Consider the following 22,185-nt stretch of genomic DNA (forward strand, 5'->3'; position numbering starts at 1 on the left):
TCGATAGCCATCAGGCTCGTAACGACAGGGTTGGGGTGCGCAGGTCCCGGGTGACAGTGGGAGAACCCCGCTGTCCCCGCAGATTGGAGCACCTCGAGATGAACACATACAACCTGGCAATCATCGGATTCGGTGGCGTCACGCGCGCACTGGCACAGCTGATCGTCGAGGATCCACACCGGATAGCGAGCCAAGGCATCGGTCTACGGGTCGTGGCGATCTCCGATCTAGCGATGGGCTCGCTCGTTGAGCCCGAGGGAATTGATCTCGCGGCCGTGCTGGCGCTTCCGCGCGGCTCGACATTCGCCGGACTGTCAGGGGGGTCGGGGGTCGCCGACAACGAGGCGATCATCCGAACGAGCAACGCCGACATCATCGCGGAGGCGACGTTCACAAATCCTCTGGACGGTGAACCTGCTGCGTCACACGTGCGGTGGGCGCTCGAATCCGGAAAGCATGTCATCACCACAAATAAGGGGCCAATCGCCCTCTACGGTGAGTCGCTGAAGCAGTGTGCCGCCGAGAACGGAGTGCACTTCGCGTTCGAAGGTGCGGTGATGAGCGGGACCCCCGTCATTGGCCTCGCCCGCAACCTACTCACCGGGCTCACGGTCCTCGGGGTGCAGGGCATTCTCAACGGCACCAGCAACTACGTTCTCGGCCGGATGGAGACCGGCGTGAGCCTGGAGGATGCAGTAGCGGCCGCCCAGAATCTCGGTTTCGCCGAGGCCGACCCAGGCGCAGACATCGGGGGGTCCGATGTGCAACTGAAACTATCCATCTTGGCGAACGAGCTGCTCGGCGCCAGTCTCTCGCCAGCCGATGTGGCCACGACAGGAATCGTCGGGGTCACTGCGGAGAAGATCGCTGCCGCTGCGCAGCAGAACAAGCGGTTCAAGCTCATCGGGTCGGCCTACCGCAACGATGACGGAACGATCGTGGCTGAAGTCGCGCCGGTTGCCCTCACAGCTGACCACCCGCTTGCCAACATCTCAGGCGTCACCAACGCCGTGTCGTTCGATACCGACCTGCTCGGCATCGTGACGATCGCCGGCCCAGGTGCGGGGCGCACCGAAACGGCGTTCGCGCTCCTCGCCGACATCCTGGCGGTCCACGCGTTTGAGGGGGCGAAGGTCAATGGCTGACGTCGATCCGTCGGCACCCACCCAGCACGATGCGCTGGTCGTCTACGACAAGTACACAGGCCTGCCGATTGCTCACCTTCCGCAGCACTCTGTCGTAGAAACGCAAGCGATTGTCGCCCAGGCTGCTGAGGCGAGCCATCACGAGCCCCTCCCCCGCCATCAGCGTGCCGCGGTTCTCGAGAGAGCAGCCGCTCTTTTAGACGAACGTGGGGCGAACGTCGCGAGCCTCATCGTCTCGGAGGCCGGGAAGACCATCCGTCAGGCGCGCAAAGAAGTCGCACGTGCGGTCAACACCCTGCGACTATCGGCGGGCGAAGCGGTGCGCAACGCGGGCGAGGTGATCCCGTTCGATGCGTTCCCCGGAGGCGAAAGTCGTCGCGGGTGGTACACACGCGAGCCGCTCGGTCTGATCGTCGCGATCACGCCCTACAACGATGCTCTCAATTTGGTCGCACACAAGCTCGGACCTGCCATCGCCGGCGGCAACACCGTCATCCTCAAACCGGCACAGCAGACACCGCTCACCGCGCGATTGCTCGTCGCTCTGTTGATCGAGGCCGGCCTCCCGAACCACATGGTCACCATAGTGATCGGCGATCACGCGGTGGGAGAGACTCTCGTGCAATCGCGGCACGTGCGCATGGTCTCTTTCACCGGCGGGTTCGCGACCGGTGAGGCGATCGCGGCTGCAGCCGGCATCAAGCGACTCACGATGGAACTGGGCGGTAATTCCCCGGTGCTTGTCTTTGACGACGCCGACCTGGACCTCGCAGTGGATGCGTGTGTGTCAGGCGCGTTCTGGGCTGCGGGCCAGAACTGCATTGGTGCGCAACGTGTGCTTGTACACCAGGCCGTGTACGAGCGGTTCCTCAACGATTTCGTCTCGTCCGTGTCGGCGCTGATCGTAGGCGACCCTCGCGAGGAGACAACTGACGTGGGTCCGATGATCGGTGCGCACGCTGCCGTTAGCGTTCGGGAGAAGCTCCTCGAAGCAGTCGCGCAGGGAGCGACATTACTCACCGGCGGTGAGCAGTCCGGTCCTTTCTTGACACCCGCCGTCGTCACCGACGTTCCGCACACGTGCCGCCTGTGGAACGAGGAAGTGTTCGCTCCGGTCGTGATCATCGAACCGTTCGATACGGAAGAGGCAGCGGTCGCGGTTGCCAACGACTCCGAGTTCGCGTTGCAGGCAGGAGTATTCACTAGTGATCTCAATCGCGCGCTGAGGGTCTCAGAGAGCATCGACGCCGGCGGGGTAATGATCAACGATTCGTCGGACTATCGGCTTGACTCGATGCCCTTCGGCGGCAGCAAGTACGGTTCGATGGGTCGCGAGGGCGTCCGGTTCGCCTACGAAGAGATGACGCAGACGAAGGTCGTGGCGATCGCGCGGTGATGACCGTCCTGAAAGGACGGTCATCACCGTTACCGGGACCGCTCGATGACGGTCGAGAGCGTTATCACTGTCGTGATGTCTCTCACCCCTGTGAGATTTGCGACGTGCTGCCACACATCGCGAATACGCTCCGAGTCCTTCGCCTCCACCTGCACGATGAGGTCGTACTCGCCCGTGACGACGTCACACCGGACTACTTCAGGTATCGAGCTCAAGGCGAGGACGACATCGGAGCCCCGCATCCGGTCATAGCGATAGACCAGGAGAGTCGCACGGACCCGTGTCGCAGGGTCAGAGAAGCTCTCCACGAGCGTGTACCCCCGGATCAACCCATCCCGCTCCAAGCGGCCGATCCGTTGTCGCACGGCCGTGCGAGAAAGACGAACGATTTCTCCGAGACGCGCATGACTAATTCGCGCATTCGTGCGCATCTCGGCGAGGATGCGTTGGTCGATGAGATCGGTCTCCCGCACAATGTGCTCCTGGCTTGGATGAGCGCGGCCGCTCGGTGAGAGCTCGTTCCTACACGAGTCGGAACGCAGGAATGAAGTCGGGGTCGACGATTGCGGGGCGCGTCAGGCTGAATGCGTCGATCGGGTGATCGGTGGATCCGGATGTCAGCAGTTCTGCCACGATCTTGCCGACGAGGCTGGCGAACTTTCCACCGTGCCCGGCGCCATTGAACGTGGCCACGTGCGGATGCCCAGGCAGCGTATCCAGGACGAAGTCTCGGTCGGCCGGCATGTCGTAGACACATCCCTTCCCCACCAGCTGGGGCCCCAGCGCGCTGGGGAGGTACTGCGAGAGGAAGGTCTGCAGATGCCGGGTCTCGGAGGCGATCGGTTCGGGGCTCCGATCCTCCGACCGGATGAACCTCGATCGCATATCTTGCGCGAGTTTTACTCCCGCCTCGCCGTACACAGGGAACCCGTAGTAGACGCCATCCCCGTGATAAGACCAGACCCCCATCTTCTCCATCGAGTAATCCGCCAAGTGCTTACTGGCGAAGTATCCGACCTGCTCCTGGGTGAGTGTCAGCGCGAACGAGAGCCCGATGTCGGCCATGAAATCGCCGAGCCACGATCCGGTCGCGAGCATCAGGTGGCCTCCGGTGAAGGTCTCATCCGCTGTTGTCACAGTGACGCTGTCCGCGTGAATCGTCACTCCAGTGACAGAGGTGTTCGCACGCACGTCGACGCCGTGTGCGAGTGCGAGCGCGAGATGGGCCGAGACGGTCTTGCGGATGTCCACAAAACCGCCCTCGGGCTGGTAGATACCCTCGACATCGTCCTCGATCCGCCACTGCGGCCAAAGCTGCATGATCTGATCGGCCGTGAGGTTCTCGTAAGGCAGGTTCTGGGCAGTCATCGCTTGGCGATAGTTCACGATGTCGGCGAACCCGACATTGCTGCGGGGTGCCATGTCGAGCCCGCCCACGCGGTAGAGGACCTGGAGGCCGGACTCCTCTTCGATGCGATCCCAGCAGCTGTACATATCGCGCGTGAGCGCTGTGTAAGCGGTGCTGTGGTACGAGTGGCGGATCATCCTGGAGTGATCACCCGACGATCCCAGGGCATGGCCCAGAGGATGCTGCTCGAGGACGAGCACGCTCTCGGCGCCGCGCTGAGTCAGCCAGTAGGCCACCGCCGAACCGATCGCGCCGGCACCGATGACAATGTGCGAGTAGGAGTGGGGCATCTGAAGGCATCCTTCGTTGGCGGTGTGAGCATTTTCCATAGTGCTCGGCTTCTTGCTCACCGCCTGGTGTGAAATGTCGAAATCATCGGGCGATCGTTTCGACATCCGACGGGGTCGCTACGCTCGCTCAACGCGGGCGCCGGCGCGTGGCATGATCGCTAGTGCTACCAGGGGAGCTAGTGCTACCAGGGGAAAGGATGCGCTCAGATGATCGCGGAGCTTCTGGAACACGTAGAGGCCCTCGCCAACTTGTTGCAACGGTCGGTGACCGTCGACGATTCAGACCTGCGGTTGCTCGTGTACAGCACGCATTTTGGCGACGAAGATCCGCTTCGTATCGCGTCGCTGCTGAATCGAAGGATGCCGCCGCCAGCAGACGAACACTTCATCCGACTAGGAGTTCGCAGCTGGAATGACCCTCGATACGTCGGGGCGAGCGATGCTATCGGCATGTCAGGCCGCTACGGCTATCCGCTTCGAGCGCAGGGCGAGCTGTTTGGATTCATGTGGGTCATTGATGACGGGAGTATGACCGAGCTCGAGCGAGCGGCCGTCGCCGACACCGCTTCTCGACTCACACCTATCCTGCTGCGCCGCCAGCAGCGATCGATGTCCGAACTACGCGAGCGCGAAGGCCTGGTTCTCGCGCTCGTCGCAGGCGACCGCGCTGACCGCGTGAGCGCCGTTCGCGACCTCAACGATCAGGGGGTGCTCGTGGAGACGTCGACCGTGTCGGTGTTCGTCGTGAAGAACACTTCGCGCACCGACGTGCAGCCCGACCCAGAGATCATCGCCGCGATGCGACGCGCCTTGGGCCATGCACTGGCGACTCGTTTGCGCAGCACTTACGCACTCGCGGTCGGCCGGGCCGAAAGCGTCATCGTCGTCTCATGGTCTACCATGCCTCAGCGCGAGAACATCGAAGCATTGGCCGGGCAGATGGCCGTCGAATTAAAGCGGATGCTCGGGCGCGATGCGGCTCACCTCGTCGTCGGCGTCGGGGGGCCCCAGAACTCGGCGCTGCGCTCCTCGGTCTCGTACGAGCAAGCGGTCGTAGCCGCAAGGGAAGGTGCAATACGCAGCTCACCCGTGGTCTTATGGGCCGACCTCGGCCTGACATCCATTTTCGCTGCCACCGTCGTGGATTCTCTGAACCCGGAAGTGCTTCCCTCACTGCTCCGCGATCTCGAGACTACTCAAACCCCGGAGACCCTCCGAGTGATCAGAGTATTCCTCGACAACGCGGGGAACGTGGTGAAAACAGCCGCCGCGCTCCACATGCACCGTACGACCGTCTACTACCGCGTGGCGAAGTTCCAGGAGTCCGTCGGCCTCGACTTAGAGGACGGCCTCACTCGACTCGCACTGCACTACTGGTTCACATCGCGTGATTACTTCAACGAGTCCCCTGAAGACGACTAACGATCGAACTCTGCCCCCTGCCCCGCCAGCCAGGTCGCCAACGCAAGATATCGCGGGTCCGCCTCTACCGGCTGCGCGCTGAGCAAGACGTAGGCGGCACCGCTCGGGACGAACCCGAATGGCGCAACTAACCTTCCCGCGGCGACATCGTCACGCACCAGCGGCTCGGGGCCAATCGCGACCCCCAGGCCCGCAGCGGCAGCCGAAAGCGAAAGGTAGAAGTGTTCGAACTCCAGGCCCCCTTCTCGGGGTGAGATCTCGCCGCGCGACTCACTCCAGGCTTTCCACGCCGACGAACGGGTGGTCGTATGAATCAAAGGGATGCCGGATTGCCACAGATCGGCCACGGTGGGCAACGACGCAGCTACTGCGGGAGCACAAACCGGACCCACTTGCTCAACGAACAACGGGTACTCGTAGACGTCGGGCGGCATGTCGAAGTCGTTGCGCCGAATCGCCAGATCGATGCCTTCGCGGCGGAAGTCGACCGGACCTCCCGCAGCTGAGAGATGGACACGCGGAACCTCCCTGCCGCCCGCGGGGCCCAGCGGAGCATCGAGAATCCTCGCATCGTTGAGTCCTGCGATCCGAGGAATCAACCACCTCATGAGCAGGGTCGGCTCGCACGAGAGCACAAGCGCTGCGCTCGTTGACTGCAGCGACGCGGCCGCGAGGGCGCGGCGAAGGACCTGTATCGATTCGTCGACTGCCTTGGCAAGCTCGACTGCACCTTCCGCGGGAACCATCCGTCGGTGTTCCCGTCGGAAGAGCGGACGTCCGACAGCGGCTTCCACCTGCATGATCTGTCGGCTGACAGCGCTGTGCGTCAATTGGAGCTTCTCGGCTGCGGCCGTGACACTCCCCCGGTGAATCGTTTCGGACACCGCAACCAGGGCAGACAAGGAGGGGATCGATGCGTCATTCACATGTTCCACAATTGCACAGATGCTGTGCGACATCGTCGCTTGTTCTTGGCACCGCGCCCATGAAAGATGAATTCTAAGAACAGGAAGGTTACGACCATCTCCCCTCCGCGCATTGCAATCATCGCCGACGACCTCACTAGTGCGGCCGACGGGGCAGCACCATGGAGAGCCTGCGGCGCCACCTCGTTCGTGGTAGTCGGATCGGCGGCCGTTCTCGATGCCGGAGACCCGCAGTTCTCTCCGTCGGTGAGGATTGCGCGCGTGATCTCCATCGACACGAACAGTCGAGAGATGGATGTTGCGACCGCGGCGGCGCGAACCGCGATAGCAGTCTTGAGCGTGAATGACCGCGACATCCTTTTCAAGACGATCGACTCCACCCTCCGCGGCAATTTGACAGATGAGACGCGCGCGGCTCTCGCCGCGAGCGGTCGATCGCGCGCGATCATCGCGCCCGCGTTTCCGGCAGCAGGGAGAGTCACCATCGCAGGCCGGCAGTACGCCAACGGCACACCTGTCGACCAGACAGAGTATGGGTTCGACCCCGCGCACCCCGCCCAGCGTTCCGACCTTCTCGAGGTTTTTCCCGGCAGCCGGATGTTGTCCTCATCGCATGGCGATCCTGACGCCTCCATCCTCATCGCCGACGCGACAACCGATGAAGACCTGGACGCAGTCGTCGCGTCCGTGCCCGACTTCCGTGACGTGCTGTGGGTGGGGTCACCGGGTCTTGCCTCCGCTCTTGCTCGGGCGTACTCGTCACCCGAGCACGCGGACGACGTCAGAGCGGTGGCCCCTGTCGATGCGGAAGTCACCCGGCCTGTCCCCACAAATCGTCCCCGCGGAACTCTTGTCGCGATCGGCAGCAAGCACTCAGCGAACGTTCGCCAGGCGGCACAACTGCTCGCTGGCGGACAGGGGACAGACATAGAGATCGACACCGACTCTGCTGGCTCCGACCTGTCGCTGCGAACCGCAGATCGTTCATTGCGTACCGGCGGCACCGTCGTGCTTCATGGACCGACCACCACGCTCTCCGACTCGGCCGCCGTCTCCGGTGGCATCTCGTCGGCCGTGGGAACGCTGTGGTCGCACGGCAACGTCGGAGCACTCATCATCTCCGGAGGGCGTACGGCCCGTCAGATCTTCGAACGACTCGACATACACATCGCCGAACTCGCCGACGAACTCGAGCCCGGCATCGTCCTGCTCTATCCGAGCGGAACCGCCCACTCTCTTCCGGTGATCCTCAAAGCGGGTGGGTTCGGCGATGACGGTACCCTGCTCCGACTTGCCGAGCGCGCCTACCTCCTGCCATAGCCACCCGATGTCATTTCAGAAGAACTCACCCACCACACAGAGAGGAGGGCCTGAAATGAAGCCCTTCGCGATCACAATGGGAGATCCAAAAGGGGTCGGTCCCGAGATCGTCGTCAAGACCATCGCCGACGCGGCCAGAACTGCGGCAGTGGTCGTTATCGGAGACGCAGGAGTGCTCCGCGAAGCCAATCGCATCACCGGAACCGGCCTCGTAGTTCGCGAAATCGCTCACCCGAGTGAAGTGACCGAGAGCCCGGGAGTTCTCGAGGTGATTCCCGTCACGGAAATCGATCCGGGCACCGGCTGGGGGCGACTCGATGCCGAAGCTGGGCGCGCGTCCTACGACTATGTGGCTCGGGCCGTGAGCCTCGCAATCGCTGGAGAGGTGTCAGGTATCATCACGGCTCCGGTGAACAAGGAAGCTCTGCGCCTCGGGGGCATTCATCACATCGGCCATACGGAGATCCTGGCCGAACTTGCGGGCGTGTCGGAGTACGCGATGATGATGGCGAACCGTGAATTGCGGATCGTGCTCGTCACCGTGCACGAGTCGTTGCGTTCAGCATTGGACAACATCACGCGCGACAGTGTCTGGACGACGATCCGCCTCGCTTCGGATGCTCTGATCGCCGCGGGTTTCACGCGGCCCCGCATCGCCGTGGCTGGTGTGAATCCGCACGCGGGCGAGAACGGCCTCATGGGCTCTGAAGAAATCGAGATCATCGCTCCGGTCGTCGCCGCTTGCCGAGACGCCGGCATGGACGTATCGGGCCCGTTCCCGGCCGACACGGTCTTCATGCGAGCGAGACGCGGAGAGTTCGACGTGGTCATCGCCCAGTACCACGATCAGGGCCTCATCCCCGTGAAGTATCTCGGCATCGAGCTCGGCGTGAACATCACGCTCGGACTGCCCTTCATCCGCACCAGCGTTGATCACGGCACTGCTTTCGATCTCGCAGGAAAAGGTCTCGCTGATCACGCCAGCTTGCTCGAGGCCTTGCACTACGCCGAACAGATGGCCGGCGCCGCCGGCGCCCATCGTTGACTTCACTTTGCCCACCGACTGCGCACCTGTTTCCCAGACGCCACTCCTCACTTGAAAGGCCCTCACGTGGACTTCATCTTCATGCTCACCCGCGACGACCAGACAGTCATCGACTGCCTCGATGTCGTCGACTCGATCGCCTCCGTTCACCTCGAACACATCGGCTTCAAAGACGTCGGCGTCCCCCTCGACACCCTGCGCGAGTTGCACTCGCGCATCAAGGCTCAGGGCGCGACGAGCTATCTCGAAGTCGTCAGTACAACCAAGGAGGACGCGCTTGCGTCAGCCAGAATGGCGGTGGAATTGGGGGTCGATGTGCTCCTCGGGGGCACGTGGGCCGACGACATCCTGCCGATTCTCGAAGGGACCGGGATCGCGTACCTGCCGTTTCCGGGTACTCCGATCGGGCACCCGACCGTGCTGTACGGAGACGACGCCGAGATCGAGAGGCACACCGCAGCATACTCCGCGGCGGGCTGTGCGGGAGTGGATCTTCTTGCATACCGTGCCGCCGACGCGGATCCTGTCGATCTCGTCCGCGCGGCACGACGCGGGACTGCGGGAACGGTCGTCGTGGCGGGGAGCATTCGCAACGTCGCACAGATCGAGGAGATCCGCGAAGCCGGTGCTGATGCATTCACAGTGGGCGCCGCCGCGATGACTGGCGACTTCGCCCCCCGGAGCGGTTCCCTCGTCGCGCAGTTGCGCGCCATCCTTGAAGCGGCGAAGTAGTTCACCTACCGCACGAAGCCCGCGGTCTCTCGCACGACGTGGAGAGACCGCGGGCTTCTTGGCGCTGTTGCGTGTCAGGAGCCGATCGCTCCTGCCACTCCTGCAGCGCAAAGTTGCCCTGCCACCACAACCGAACCGAGTGACCGGCGGGTAGTGGTGGCAGGGCATCCTTGTAGTGCAGGTGCTCTGCGGCAAGGTTTACTGGTCTCCGGCCAGGCTCCCGTCGATCCCGTTGGCTTCGAGAATCTCGGCGATAGTGCCGTCTTCAATCAGCGTCTGAATGTCGGCATCGATCGCATCGGTCAGGCTGCTATTGCCTTTGGTGATGCCGATCACGACGCGACCCGGTTCAGTCGATGCCTTCACGCGTTCGTCCGCAGTGAAAAGAGGAGCTTTCAGGTCGGCGTCACTCAGACTGATGCGGTATGCCGCTTCCGCCGAGGTCGTGATGGCGGCGTCGATCCGGCCCGCTTCGAGGTCCGACATCATGCTGGTGGGATCCTGATACTGAATCACGTTGTCGGTGCCGAGAGTGGCGACAAGATCCTCGTTCCACAGGTATCCCTGAATGACACCGGTCTTCTTCCCCTCGAGGTCTTCGACGCTGTCGTAGCCTGCCGTGGAGACGACGTTCATTCCGTCGCGGTACATCGCGGAGCTCAGATTGTACTTCGCGGCGCGCTCGTCGGTGTAGTAGTTTCCGGCGATCGCGACGTCTGCGCGCCCCGACTCGATGCTCGCCCACATCGCGGGGACGGCGAGGGAACTCGCATCGATCGTGAGGCATTCCATCTCAGCGATCTTCGACAGAATGGCACCCTCGGTTCCACCGAGGTAACCCCCGGTCGAGTCCTCCGCCGTGTAAGGAGGAGTAACGAAGACCGAGGTCGTGAGGACTCCGGGCGTGATGGTCGCGACATCGGGATGAACCGGAGCGCAATCGTCGGCAACATCTGCGGTGTCACCGCCCGTCGCCGCACAGCCAGTGAGCGCAAGGAATGCAATCGCGGAGACGGCGACAGCGCGGGTGATCTTGATGTGGTGCATGGTCGTCCTTCTTGTAGGGGCGTGCGGTGAGTGGTGCGGTGAGGTGAGGACTAGGCGCGTTTGGCTGCTCTTCCGTTGACAAGTACCGAGACAGTGATCGACAGCACGGCGTACATGACGCCAGCCAGGAGGAAGCAGGATGCGAACGCGAAAGTGATCGAGGCGACCGAGTAGGCCTTGCTCAGAAGCTCCGGGACCGAGATCGCGTAGGCAAGCGAAGTCGCTTGGTACAGGAGCACCGAGAAGCCGACGAGCGGCGGAATCACGTGGCGTAACGCTTGCGGAAGAATCACTCGCGCCATGGCCTGACGTGGTGTCATCGCGAGGGCGAAGGCCGCCTCCCCCTGAGTGGAGGAGATAGACCGGATTCCGCCGCGAACGATCTCGCTCGTGTACGCGCCGGTGCTGAATCCCAGTCCGACGACTGCGGCGGCGAAGGCCGGCAGCACGATGTCGACCTGAGGGAGCCCGAAGTAGATCAGGTAGAGCAGTACCAGCGCGGGCACACCCCGTCCGAACTCCACGATTGCCATCGTGGCCGTCCTCACGACGGCGCGCTTACTGAGACTCGACAGAGCAAGGAGCACTCCGAGTGGCAGGCCGAACGCCAACGACCAGAACGTCAGAGCGAGCGTGACGCCGAGCCCCGGAAGGAACAGCAGAAAGTTGTCTGGCCAGTCCGAGAAGATTTCCATCAGCGAACCAACTTCCTCTCGACCCACGCGCCGCTCGCCCGCGCGATGATGGCGACTGGGATGCTGAGCACCAGGTACATCGCAGCTGCCAGCAAGAACACTGTCAGCCCTTCACCGGTGATCCGGGCGGACTGAAAAGCGAAGAATGTGATGTCCTGTGCCCCGATCACAGACGCGATGGCCGAGTCCTTGAACAGACCGATGAGATACGTCGCAGAGGCGGGAATCATCAGCAGAACGGCCTGGGGCAGGATCACTCGCACATATGTGGGAAGCGTTCGCAGGCTGAGAGCCTTCGCCGCCTCCCACTGTCCGGCGGGGACCGCATCAATCGCGGACCGGTAGATCTCGGCGATGTACGCGGCGGAGATGATCGAGAATCCGGCCACGGCCGCTTGGAAGGTATCCAACCGCACGAGATCCGAACCGACGCCGAGAAAGATGAACATGAGCCAGACGATTGGCGGGATCGATCGGATGACCTCGATCGCCGCCGCGCCTGTCCACCGAAGAACGCGCTTGGGTGAGCGTCGCAGCGCGACGAGAGGGATGGCCAGGATCGAGCCCAGGGCGAAGGAGAGCAGAGTGATCGCGACTGTCGTCCCGATACCTCGGGAGAGCCCGCCCAGGATCTCGATCATCGATCAAGCACCGCCCGCAGGAACTTCTGGGTGCGCTCGTGCTGCGGGTCGCGCAGCACCTGCTTCGACGCTCCTTCTTCGACGACGGCGCCGTCGGCCATGAAGACGACCCGGTCGGCCACGTCTTCAGCAAAGTGCATCTCATGGGTGACGATCACCATCGTCATCCCCTCGCCAGCCAGCCGCCGCATGATGTTCAGAACCTCGACGCCGAGTTCGGGATCGAGCGCCGAAGTCGGTTCATCGAACAGCATCAGCTGCGGATCGAGCGCGAGCGCCCGAGCGATCGCAATGCGTTGTTGTTGGCCCCCGGAGCACTTACCCGGGAGGCGATCGGCGAAGTCCGATAGCCCCACGTGCGCGAGTTCGGCGAGACCTCGAGCGCGGGCTGCTGTCTTGTTTCGCCTGAGTGAGACCGTTTGAGCAAGCTCGATGTTCTGCAGGGCGGTGAGATGAGGGAAAAGGTTGAAGCCTTGGAACACCATGCCGACGTCTTTTCTCAACGCCACCAGTTGAGTAGTCGTCGGCGTCGATCCGTTCGCGCTTATCGTGTGGCCCGCGACTCGAATGGTGCCCTTGGAGGGTCGCTCGAGGTAGTTGACGGTTCGTAGGAGGCTGCTTTTACCTGCACCCGATGGGCCGATGAGCGCGATCACCTCTCCGGCTGCAACCTCGAGTGACACATCATGGACGACCTCGTGGCCGTGGTAGCTGATGCTGATGTTCTCAAGCGACAACAAGGGCGATGCGGACGGACTTTCAGGAGACATGGTCAACCCTTCTGCCGAAAGCTCGGCTCGAGCGTGGGGTCCGACAGCGTCGGGCGGTCGGCGCGGAACGCGGCGATGGGGTGGCGAGTCGCGCCATCCACAACCAGGTCCGAAACGATCTCCCCGATCAATCCAGAGAATTTCGCTGCGTGACCCGCACCCAGTCCGAGCACGACGCGCGGGTGTCCGGGCACGGTGTCGATGATGAAGTCCCGATCGACCGGCATGTCATAGATGCAGGTCTTGCTATAGATCTCAGGACCTATGGCACCTGGGAGATGATCGCGCAGGAACGACAGGAAGAGCTCCGTCTCTGCCGGATCCGGGTCGAAGCTTCGCGTATCGGCACTGACGTACTTGCCTGCGACGTCTCGCGATACCTTCACCCCGACTTCGCCGTAGATCGGAAACCCGTAGAAAGGGACGTCCCCGTGCCACATGAAGAGAGGAAACTGCCCGATCGAGAAGTCTCGTACGTTCGGCGTGGCGAAGTACGAAACCTGCTCCTGAGTCACCCAGATCTTCCACTCCTGGCCCAGCTCCTTCGTCAGCGTTTCGGTCCAGGAAGCGGTGCAGAGAACGACGTGGTCTGCCTCGTAAACTTCGCCGTCGGTGAAGACCCTCACACCATCAGCGATGGACTCGATCCGCCGGACTGCGGTATTCGGTGCGAATGTCACCCCTCGGGCACGGGCGAGGGAGATGTGGGTGGCTCTGGAGCGTCGGATGTCCAGGATTCCGGAGTCGGAGGAGTAGAGCCCCACCGTGCTGTCCGTGATGTTCCACTGCGGAAAGCGACGGCGGACGGCATCCGCATTCAGTTCTTCGAAGGTGTGGCCATTCTCTGCCAGGGTTGACCGATAGTTGGCGAGCTCGTTCGCTCCCACGGTCCCTACCTCGGCGAGATCCAGGCCACCCGTCTCAAAAACGAGCTGCTGGCCGCTCTCACGCTCCACAGCTTCGAGCGCCCCATACGCTGCGGAAGTGAGCCGTCCGTAGTGGCTGTTGTGATAGCTGTGTCGGATGATTCTCGAGTGATCATCGGCGCTCCCTCGGCCATGGGCCAGGTCGAACTGTTCGAGAACGAGGACATCGGTTTGCCCTCGCGCGGCCAGCCAGTAGGCGGCTGCTGAGCCGATGGCCCCAGCGCCGACGACGATGGTTTGTACCCGGTCTGCCATCTTTGCTCCCGTCGTGAATCCGAACTGCTTTGCCCATTCCACCGCGTGGCGTGGGTCGCTTCTAGCTGCAAGTGCGGCGTCTTGAAGGAGGTCAGTTCGACAAATGTCGGGCTCGGCGTAGTCCACATTTCACCGAGGTTTCCGCGTGTGTCCAAGACGCTCGGACGATGTCAGCGGCTCTTGAGAGCTGGTCAATAGCGGCGTTTGAGAAGTGAACACTCGACGATTGAAGAGTGATCGCTCGGGAGGATTGGGCGTTGATCCGCAGGCTGGCTGCGGAAGTGAACCCGAAGGCGCAGATCGCTGAGCGGTTAGGCGCAGCCAAGCCGTCAAAGCCTCGGCGAACGCCGCGTCTCGTGACGGGACGATGGTTCGCGCGCGGCGGTGCGGGTCAGCGCGCGGCGCGCGGCGTCTCTGGCGGCACGGCATCCAACAACTGCACGGTGTACGGATCGCGGGGCGCACGGAAGACGTCGGCGGCCGGTGCCGCCTCCACGATCCGCCCCCCTCGCAGCACGACGACGTCGTGGCTCATCTGCTGCACGATCGCCAGGTCATGCGCGATGAACAGGTACGTGAGCTGCTGCTCGTCCTGCAGACGCCGCAGCAAACGCAGCACCCGTGCTTGCACCGAGACGTCGAGGGACGCCGTGGCCTCGTCGAGGATGATGAGTTCCGGCTCGAGAGCCAATGCCCGAGCGATCGATACCCGCTGGCGTTGGCCCCCGGAGAGTTCATGCGGGAATCGACCGACGAAGTCGGCCGGCAGATCGACCAACTCCAGCAGTTCGCCGACGCGACGCCCGCGCGACGCGGCACTCGCTCCGCCGAGGCGATGCACGCGCAGAGGTTCGGCGATGGCGTCACCGACGCTCCGACGCGGGTCGAGTGACGCGAACGGATCCTGAAAGACCATCGCGATCCGGCGGCGGTCGCGTCTGCGCGCGCGCAGCAGGTCGGACCCGCCGAGCGTCGCAGACCCACTGTGCGGCGGCACGAGCCCCGTCAACGCGTTGGCAATAGTGGATTTTCCGGAGCCCGACTCGCCCACCAGCGCCAAAGTCGTGCCCCGCCGGACCGTGAAAGACACGTCGTCGACGGCATGGACGGTGCGGCGGCCCGTGGGCGTGCTCGTGGTGAAACGCACATCGAGGGCGTCGACCTCCAGCAACGGGAGCGCGTCAGATGGGGCCTGCCGACCGGCTCCAGCGACGATCCGAGGCCGCGCTTCGAGAAGCTCGCGGGTGTACGCGTGATCCGGCGCGGCATAGAGAGCGCCGATCGAGCGTTGCTCGACCGCCCGCCCGTCGCGCAAGACCAGCACGTCGTCGGCGACTTGGCCGATGACGCCGAGGTCGTGACTGATCCACACGACCGCCGTGCCGCGGTCCCGCTGGAGATCTCGGACCAGGGAGAGGATCTGCGCCTGCGTCGTCACATCGAGAGCCGTCGTCGGTTCGTCCGCGACGAGCAGATCGGGGTCGCAGGAGAGCGCGATCGCGATCATCGCGCGCTGGCGCTGCCCGCCCGAGAGCTGGTGCGGGTACGAGTCCACCCGCTCGTCCGGGTTCGGGAGACCGACCGCCTCGAGCAATTCGACCGCGCGCATCCGCGCCGCATGCCGACCGAGGCGACGATGAGTCTCGAGCGACTCGGAGATCTGGCGCCCGATCGTCAGGTACGGGTTCAGCGACGTGGACGGGTCCTGGAAGACGAAGCCGACCCGGCCGCCGTGCACCCGGCGCAACTGTATCGCCGACGCACTCACCAGATCCAGCGGCGGCGCCCCCGGTTCGTCGACACCGGGGCCGAGAAGGCTACTGCCGGTGGCACGCGCGCCCGGAACGTCGAGAAGGCCCGTCGCGGCCAGCACGGTCATCGTCTTACCCGAACCGGACTCGCCGACAATACCCAGCGTCTGCTCGCGCTCGACGGCGAAATCCACGCCGTGCACGATCTCGCGCGACCCGACGGCCACCTTCAGGTCCCGGATGCTGAGGAGAGTCATCTGGTCCTCTTCGCTTCGATGAGGGTCCGCTGACGCGGATCGAGCACGTCCCGCAACCCGTCGCCCACGAGATTGAACGCGAGAGCGGTGACGAAGATCGCCGCCCCGGGGAAGACGCTCATCCACCACGCCTGCGTGAGAAACCCCTGCGCGGTGAAGAGCATGCCGCCCCACGACGGCGACGGCGGCTGGATACCGAGGCCGAGGAAGGACAACGCCGCCTCGGACAGGATCGCGAAAGCGAGCGACAGCGACGTCTGCACCACGATCGGGCCCGCGATGTTCGGCAGCACGTGACGGTAGAGGATCCACGCAGCGGGGGTCCCCATCGTCTGCGAGACCTGGACGAAGGGCGACGTGCGCACCGAGAGTGCGCTGGCGCGCGAGACGCGGGCGAAGATCGGCGTGTAGACCACGCCGATCGCGATCATGGTCGTCAGCTGACCGGGTTGGAAGATCGCGACGATCGCGAGCGCCAGCAGAAGCACCGGGAACGCGAACATGACATCGACGACGCGCATGATGGCGGCATCCGTCCATCCGCCGCGGTAGCCGGCAACAGCCCCCAGCCCCACCCCCACGACGAGCGCGAAGAGCACCGCGACCGCCGCGATGGACAGCGACGTCGAGCCGGCGGCGAGCACGCGAGAGAAGACATCTCGCCCGAGTTCGTCGGTACCGAACCAGTGCGCGCCGCTCGGCGGTGCGAGAGCGCCCGCGACGTCGATCTCATTGATCCCGTAGGGCGCGATCCACGGCGCGAGAACGGAAGCGATGACGATGAGTGCCAGCACCGAGGCGCTGACGACGGAGATCGGGTTGGACAGGAACAAGCGCCCGGTGGACATCCGGGAACGCGGGCGCTCCGCGGTGGGGAGGGCGATCGGGTCGACGGTCATAGGTACCTCACGAAACCCGGATCCTCGGGTCGGCGACCGCGTAGAGCGCATCGACAACGAGGTTCACGACGATGAACATGACGGCGACCAGTAAGACCGCGCCCTGGATGAGCGGGTAGTCGCGCGCGGCGACCGCCTCGTAGACGAGGCGACCGAGCCCCGGCCAGGCGAATACGACCTCGACCACGACGACGCCACCGAGGATCGTCGCCAGCTGAATACCCGCGATCGTGAGAACGGGAACCAGAGCCCCGCGAACGATGTGGCGGAACGTGACCACGCGGGGAGAAAGCCCTTTGGACACCGCGGTGCGCACGTATCCCGACGAGGCGACATCGATGACGGCTGCGCGAATGTAACGGGTCATGATCGCCCCCGCCACCAGTCCGACCGTCAGCCCCGGGAGCGTCACCTGTCGCAGCCATCGGGCGGGGTCCTCAGTGAGCGGCGCGTAACCGCTGGCCGGAAGCCAACCGAGGGTCACCGAGAACAGCGAGATCAGCAGCATCCCGAGCCAGAAGTCCGGGATGGAGACACCGAACTGACTGGTCAGCCGCACCACCAGGTCGCTCACGCGCCCCTCGCGCAACGCCGACCAGATTCCCGCGGGAATCGCGATCACCAGGGCGATCAGGAGTCCGACCACCGCGAGCGACACCGTCGCGGGAAGACGTTCGAGCAGGGTCGTGGTGACCGGCTGGCCGTTGCGGAAACTCACGCCCAGATCTCCGGTGACGGCGCTGCCGAGGTACCCGAAGAACTGCTCCCAGAGCGGACGGTCGAGTCCGGATGCTGCACGCAGCGCCTCGTACGCCTCCGGCGTGTAGCGGGTGCCCAACGCGAGCCGGACCGGATCACCCGGGACGAGCTGTATGAGGGCGAAGACGACCACCAGCACCCCCAACAGGACGATCGCCGACGAGAGCAGACGAACGCCGAGAAACCGCGCGATGCGTGCGGGCTGAATCCTCATGCGTGGTCTGCTCTCGTCAACGATGGTCAGTCGGCCAGGGTGGTCTCACGGAACCGGATCGCTCGGTCCGCGCGCGTCTCGTAGCCGGTCACGCTCGGGGACCAGGCCTGAATGACGGACGGGTTGTAGAGGTAGATGTAGCTGGCCTCGTCCGCGATGATCGTCGCCGCCTGCCCGTAGAGATCCTTGCGGGTGGCCTGGTCGGTCTCCACGCGAGCGGAGTCCAGCAGCTCGTCCACCTCGGGGTTCGAGTACTTCTGCGCGTTGCTCGTTCCGTCGGTGTGGTGCTGCGAGTAGTAGAAGTCGTCGGGATCGATGTTGCCGAGCCATCCCATCATGAGCATGTCGAAATTGCCGCTGTTCTGCTCGTCGAGCCAGGTCGAGAAATCGGGCTGGCGGATCTCGACCGAGATTCCCAGGGGCTCGAGGTTCGCGGCGATGATCTGCGCGGCCGTGACCGTCTCGGGGTAGTCGCTCGTGGCGAGCATGTCGAGGGTTCCCCCGGTGAAGCCGGCTTCGTCGAGGAGCGCCTTCGCCTTGTCGAGGTCGGTCGAGTACCCGTCGTAGGACGTGTACCAGACGCTCTGTTCGGGGATCGCCAGCTGGTTCTCCGCGGCGGTGCCGTAGCTGACGGCCTGAAGGATGGCATCCCGATCGATGGCGTAGGCGATCGCCTGACGCACTCGCACGTCGTTCCACGGCGCCTTCGCCTCGTTGAGCGCCAGGTACCAGTAGTCGCTGGATGGCGTCACCCCGAGGTTCAACGCATCGTCGCTCTCGAGATCAGTGACCTGCTGTGCCGGCACGACATCGGTCCAGTCGATGTCGCCCGCTTTCAGCGCCGCGATCGCCGTCGCGGGCTCCGAGATGAAGCGGTACTCGACCCCGCCGAGTGCCGGCGCACCACCCCAGTAGTCGGGGTTCGCCGTCAACGTGATGTGATCGCCGGAGGTGTACTCCGACACGGAGAAGGGGCCGGTGCCGACGGGAGCTGTGGTGATGTCGCCGGACTCGACGTTGGCCTGCTCCACGATCGCCATCCCCTTGAACCCGCCGAGGTTCGACAGCAGGTTGGGCGTGGGCTGTGCGACGGTGATGACGACCGTGCTGTCGTCGGGCGCGGCCACGTCGGTGACGGAGCTGAACTTCCAGGCATTGGAGAGCTGCTCGTCGATGATGCGGTCGTAGGAGTAGACGACGTCCTCACTGGTGAAGGCGGATCCGTCGTGGAAGGTCACGCCGGTGCGGAGAGTGAAGGTCCAGGTGAGCTGATCGTCGCTCACCTCCCAGCTCTCGGCGAGCGCGGGCTGCATCTCGAGGTTCTCGTCGGGCTCGACGAGCGTGTCGAAGACGTTCTCGAGCACCTCGAATGAGAAGTAGGAGCTGGTCTTCTGCGGGTCGAGCTGGTCGGGCTCGCCGCCGATAGCGGCCACGAGAGTCCGGTCACCGGAGGCACCGGTCGAGCCGCCGATATCGACACCCTCTCCCGCGGAGCAGCCGGCGAGGGCGAGGGAGACGACGAGAATCGCCGCTCCGAAGGCGGTGCGCTGGGACATGGTGTGCCTCTCATGGGGTGAACCGACCATCATTTAGATGATGATTCGATCAGTATGTGCGAGCATGGGAGGCGAGACAAGCCCACGGTCATCTCGAAACAGAATCTTCACAAACGCCCGCCGCGACTCCGGTGAGCTGCCGGGCGGCACCGCAGAGGAGCAGCATGACCTTCACCGTCCTGGCCCGCGACCGCAACTCCGGTCTTCTCGGGGCAGCCACCGCGAGTAGATCGCTCGCCGCCGGCAACGCCGTGCTCGCGATCCGCCCCGGAGTCGGAGCGGTGGCCAGCCAGGCGTGGACCAATCGCTCGCTCCGTGGTCTGCTGCTCGACGAACTCGCCGCCGGGACGAGCGCACCGGATGCCGTCGAACGCATCCCCGCGTGGGATGAGCGCGCCGAGCTCCGCCAGGTCGCGGCGCTTCCCGCGACCGGATCGGGAGCGGCGCGGTCGGGTCGAGACGTCACCGAATGGGCGGGCCACATCGTGGGCACCGACATCGTCGTGGCCGGGAACTTCCTGTCGGGGCCGGGCGTGCTGCCGGCGATGATCGCCCGCCTGGCGCAGATACCGGAGATCGACGGCGGCGATCCCGAGCGGGCAGTCCTGTTCGCCCGCGAACTCGTCGCGGCTCTCACATCAGGGGAACGCGCCGGAGGAGACGCCCGCGGACGACAGAGCGCCGCGGTACTCGTGGCCGCCGTCGACCACACGGACGACCTGAGCGTCGATCTGCGCGTCGACGATCATCTCGACCCGCTGCCCGAGCTGACCCGACTGGTCGCCCTTCGCGGACTCGATCTCGCGGAGCGGATCAGCGCTCGAACGGAGTGACGGCGCCCACCACGACCGTGACGCCGTCGGAGCCGTTCGCCCACCAGTGGGCCTCCGAGCATCCGTACGTCACGGTATCGCCCGCGTTCAGCTCCACACGCCGATCGCCCTGCGCAACGATCAGCACGCCGCTTTCCACCGTCACCGTCTCGGTGCCGATGTGACGGAACGGATGCGGCTCATTGCTGAAGCCCGGCGGAAGAGTGGAGCGGATGAGCTGCAGCATCGACTCACCCCGCGGGGTCAGCAGCTCTCGCGTCGCCTGGGCCGAGAGCGGGATGTCGGCGGCGGGCGGCATGACATGGCGTTTGGCTGCCGTCACGACCGCGAGCTCACCCACGGGTTCGTCCAGCAGCTGCCCGGCCGGAACGCCGAGGGCAGCAGCGAGCCGATGAATGGACTGCAGCGAGGGATTGCCCATGCCGCGCTCGAGCTGGCTCACGAGTCCGAAGCTCACGCCCGCCTTCTCCGAGAGCGCCTGCACGCTCAGACCGAGGCGACGGCGCGCCTCGCGGACCGCCGCGCCGAGGGTCTCGACGGCGCGCGCCTCGTCGGGGTCGGTGTGTCGGGCCATATCCGCAACGATATCCACGCCATCCGGGGATGCGTGGCAACTCGCGTGACATCACGACGGTCCGGCGCGGGTGCGCGCGAAGCCCACCGCATCCCTCCCCCGCGCGCTACTGCTTCGGGGCCGGGCCCGTCGTGCGGCGCACGATCAACTCGACTGGGAGCATCTCGATCGCCGAGGGCATCGGCTTCTCGGATGCGGAGCTCATCTCCTGAATCTTCTCGATCAGCAGCTCGCAGGCGCGCACACCCATGTCGACCGCGGGCTGGCGAACCGTGGTGAGGCCCACCGCATCCGCCACTGCTCCATCGTCGAATCCAGTTATCGACATGTCGCCCGGCACATCGATCCCCGCTTCCCGCAGGCGCCGCAGGGCTCCCAGGGCCTGGTCGTCGTTGGCCGCGGCGATGCACGTGAACCGCAGCCCGCTCGCGAGCGCTTCGTCGACGAGCCGGTAGCCGGCGTCAGCCGTGAATTCTCCCCGGAGAACGAGCGCCTTCGGCAGCTTCTCCCGCACGCCGACGACCCGCTGCGACGACGACACCAGCGATTCCGGCCCGGCGATGACGAGCGCCCTCCGGTGCCCCAGAGACGCGAGGTGCTCGCCGATGAGCCGCCCGCCGTGCAGGTTGTCGGCGGTGACCGTCGGGATGGTGGTCGTGTCGGGCAGCTCCTCGTCGGCGATGACGACCGGGTAGTCGGCCGAGAGCGCGACGATCTCGCGGTCGAGCTGCTGGTTGTAGGCGAGGTGCACGATGCCGTCGACCGTGCCCTCGCGCACGAGATCCAGGTGACGGCGCGGAGCGTTCAGCGACACGCTGCAGATGATGACGCCGAGCCCGGCCGCCTCGGCCGCCCGCTCGACCCCCTTCGCGACGTGCGCGAAGTAGGAGATCGTGAGGTCGGGAACGACGAGGGCGATGAGTCCGCCGCGACCGTTCTTCAGCCGCCGCGCGGCCGACACCGGAACGTAGTCGTAGCGCTGGATCACGGCGTTCACCCGCTCTGCCGTGCGCGGGCTGACGGGTCGGTTGCCGGACAGAACGTGAGACACCGTCGTCACACTCACCCCGGCGATGCGCGCGATCTGCTGCATCGTCGGTCGGCGTTTTCGTTGCGCGTCCATCTCGCCCCCACTGGCTGATCGTGCAATCCGTTTGCACACCGAGTCTATCCGGCGGGATCGACGATCCTCCGGCTCTTGCGGGCGCGTGGTGTTTCCCCCGCATTTCACCGGGTGGAAGTTACTGTTTCGCGGCGCATGCGCCCGCATCCCGGTCCATATGATCGGTCGCGTGACCCTCTTGTCATCAAGTGCAAATCGTTT

General features: G+C 64.6%; 21 protein-coding genes. 7 read left to right on the forward strand and 14 right to left on the reverse strand.

The window, feature by feature from the left end:
- Positions 1-98 precede the first annotated feature (98 nt).
- Positions 99-1,145, forward strand: a complete 1,047-nt coding sequence (locus LMI96_RS11295) for a homoserine dehydrogenase (RefSeq protein ID WP_228361530.1) — start codon at positions 99-101, stop codon at positions 1,143-1,145.
- The gene (locus LMI96_RS11300) at positions 1,138-2,541 is read left to right on the forward strand and encodes an aldehyde dehydrogenase family protein (RefSeq protein ID WP_228361531.1); all 1,404 of its coding nucleotides are present in this window, start codon (positions 1,138-1,140) and stop codon (positions 2,539-2,541) included. Before LMI96_RS11295 ends, LMI96_RS11300 begins: the two co-directional genes overlap by 8 nt.
- A 29-nt stretch (positions 2,542-2,570) precedes the next feature.
- On the opposite strand, the gene LMI96_RS11305 is transcribed toward LMI96_RS11300, so the two are convergent.
- Both LMI96_RS11305 and solA (LMI96_RS11310) read right to left on the reverse strand, forming a co-directional pair.
- Positions 2,571-3,014, reverse strand: coding sequence for an Lrp/AsnC family transcriptional regulator (locus LMI96_RS11305; protein ID WP_228361532.1), 444 nt, complete (start codon positions 3,012-3,014; stop codon positions 2,571-2,573).
- A gap of 49 nt (positions 3,015-3,063) precedes the next feature.
- The gene (gene solA / locus LMI96_RS11310; protein ID WP_228361533.1) at positions 3,064-4,344 is read right to left on the reverse strand and encodes an N-methyl-L-tryptophan oxidase; all 1,281 of its coding nucleotides are present in this window, start codon (positions 4,342-4,344) and stop codon (positions 3,064-3,066) included.
- 102 nt (positions 4,345-4,446) lie between these two features.
- Here solA (LMI96_RS11310) and LMI96_RS11315 point away from each other — a divergent pair, with 102 nt between their 5' ends.
- Positions 4,447-5,661 (forward strand): CdaR family transcriptional regulator, encoded by a 1,215-nt coding sequence (locus LMI96_RS11315; RefSeq protein ID WP_228361534.1) that lies wholly within the window; start codon positions 4,447-4,449, stop codon positions 5,659-5,661.
- Here LMI96_RS11315 and LMI96_RS11320 read toward each other — a convergent pair.
- On the reverse strand, positions 5,658-6,620 hold the full coding sequence (locus LMI96_RS11320) for a LysR family transcriptional regulator (RefSeq protein ID WP_228361535.1): 963 nt from the start codon (positions 6,618-6,620) through the stop codon (positions 5,658-5,660). The genes LMI96_RS11315 and LMI96_RS11320 overlap by 4 nt on opposite strands.
- Before the next feature lie 33 nt (positions 6,621-6,653).
- Here LMI96_RS11320 and LMI96_RS11325 point away from each other — a divergent pair, with 33 nt between their 5' ends.
- The 3 genes from LMI96_RS11325 (at position 6,654) to LMI96_RS11335 (ending at position 9,684) form a co-directional block, all read left to right on the forward strand.
- The gene (locus tag LMI96_RS11325) at positions 6,654-7,907 is read left to right on the forward strand and encodes a four-carbon acid sugar kinase family protein (RefSeq protein WP_228361536.1); all 1,254 of its coding nucleotides are present in this window, start codon (positions 6,654-6,656) and stop codon (positions 7,905-7,907) included.
- Between the two features lie 55 nt (positions 7,908-7,962).
- Positions 7,963-8,952 (forward strand): 4-hydroxythreonine-4-phosphate dehydrogenase PdxA, encoded by a 990-nt coding sequence (gene pdxA, locus LMI96_RS11330; RefSeq protein WP_228361537.1) that lies wholly within the window; start codon positions 7,963-7,965, stop codon positions 8,950-8,952.
- Positions 8,953-9,033: 81 nt separating this feature from the next.
- Entirely contained in the window at positions 9,034-9,684 is a 651-nt protein-coding gene (locus tag LMI96_RS11335) for a hypothetical protein (RefSeq protein ID WP_228361538.1), read from the forward strand.
- 198 nt (positions 9,685-9,882) lie between these two features.
- Here LMI96_RS11335 and LMI96_RS11340 read toward each other — a convergent pair whose 3' ends face one another.
- The 9 genes from LMI96_RS11340 to LMI96_RS11380 form a co-directional block, all read right to left on the reverse strand.
- Positions 9,883-10,731 carry an ABC transporter substrate-binding protein gene (locus LMI96_RS11340; RefSeq protein WP_228361539.1) on the reverse strand — a complete coding sequence of 283 codons (849 nt, stop codon included), beginning with the start codon at positions 10,729-10,731 and terminating at the stop codon, positions 9,883-9,885.
- Between the two features lie 50 nt (positions 10,732-10,781).
- On the reverse strand, positions 10,782-11,426 hold the full coding sequence (locus LMI96_RS11345) for an amino acid ABC transporter permease (RefSeq protein WP_228361540.1): 645 nt from the start codon (positions 11,424-11,426) through the stop codon (positions 10,782-10,784).
- Positions 11,426-12,067, reverse strand: a complete 642-nt coding sequence (locus LMI96_RS11350; RefSeq protein ID WP_228361541.1) for an amino acid ABC transporter permease — start codon at positions 12,065-12,067, stop codon at positions 11,426-11,428. The genes LMI96_RS11345 and LMI96_RS11350 overlap by 1 nt, the downstream gene beginning before the upstream one ends.
- Positions 12,064-12,837, reverse strand: a complete 774-nt coding sequence (locus LMI96_RS11355; RefSeq protein WP_308015765.1) for an amino acid ABC transporter ATP-binding protein — start codon at positions 12,835-12,837, stop codon at positions 12,064-12,066. The genes LMI96_RS11350 and LMI96_RS11355 overlap by 4 nt, the downstream gene beginning before the upstream one ends.
- A 2-nt stretch (positions 12,838-12,839) precedes the next feature.
- Positions 12,840-14,144: an N-methyl-L-tryptophan oxidase gene (solA, locus tag LMI96_RS11360; protein ID WP_228361542.1), complete on the reverse strand. Its 1,305-nt coding sequence runs from the start codon at positions 14,142-14,144 to the stop codon at positions 12,840-12,842.
- Positions 14,145-14,409: 265 nt separating this feature from the next.
- Positions 14,410-16,026, reverse strand: coding sequence for an ABC transporter ATP-binding protein (locus LMI96_RS11365; protein ID WP_228361543.1), 1,617 nt, complete (start codon positions 16,024-16,026; stop codon positions 14,410-14,412).
- Complete coding sequence (locus LMI96_RS11370) at positions 16,023-16,925, reverse strand: ABC transporter permease (RefSeq protein WP_228361544.1); 903 nt, start codon at positions 16,923-16,925, stop codon at positions 16,023-16,025. The genes LMI96_RS11365 and LMI96_RS11370 overlap by 4 nt, the downstream gene beginning before the upstream one ends.
- A gap of 7 nt (positions 16,926-16,932) precedes the next feature.
- Complete coding sequence (locus tag LMI96_RS11375) at positions 16,933-17,898, reverse strand: ABC transporter permease (RefSeq protein ID WP_228361545.1); 966 nt, start codon at positions 17,896-17,898, stop codon at positions 16,933-16,935.
- 26 nt (positions 17,899-17,924) lie between these two features.
- Positions 17,925-19,454: an ABC transporter substrate-binding protein gene (locus LMI96_RS11380; protein ID WP_228361546.1), complete on the reverse strand. Its 1,530-nt coding sequence runs from the start codon at positions 19,452-19,454 to the stop codon at positions 17,925-17,927.
- A gap of 164 nt (positions 19,455-19,618) precedes the next feature.
- Here LMI96_RS11380 and LMI96_RS11385 point away from each other — a divergent pair, with 164 nt between their 5' ends.
- Positions 19,619-20,287 carry a DUF1028 domain-containing protein gene (locus LMI96_RS11385; protein WP_228361547.1) on the forward strand — a complete coding sequence of 223 codons (669 nt, stop codon included), beginning with the start codon at positions 19,619-19,621 and terminating at the stop codon, positions 20,285-20,287.
- On the opposite strand, the gene LMI96_RS11390 is transcribed toward LMI96_RS11385, so the two are convergent.
- Positions 20,268-20,861 (reverse strand): helix-turn-helix domain-containing protein, encoded by a 594-nt coding sequence (locus LMI96_RS11390; protein ID WP_228361548.1) that lies wholly within the window; start codon positions 20,859-20,861, stop codon positions 20,268-20,270. The two genes, LMI96_RS11385 and LMI96_RS11390, sit on opposite strands and share 20 nt — an antisense overlap.
- A gap of 106 nt (positions 20,862-20,967) precedes the next feature.
- Positions 20,968-22,131 (reverse strand): LacI family DNA-binding transcriptional regulator, encoded by a 1,164-nt coding sequence (locus tag LMI96_RS11395; protein ID WP_308015766.1) that lies wholly within the window; start codon positions 22,129-22,131, stop codon positions 20,968-20,970.
- Between the last annotated feature and the right edge of the window lie 54 nt (positions 22,132-22,185).

The organism is Microbacterium sp. cx-59 (genome assembly GCF_020805625.1).
Lineage (GTDB): Bacteria > Actinomycetota > Actinomycetes > Actinomycetales > Microbacteriaceae > Microbacterium.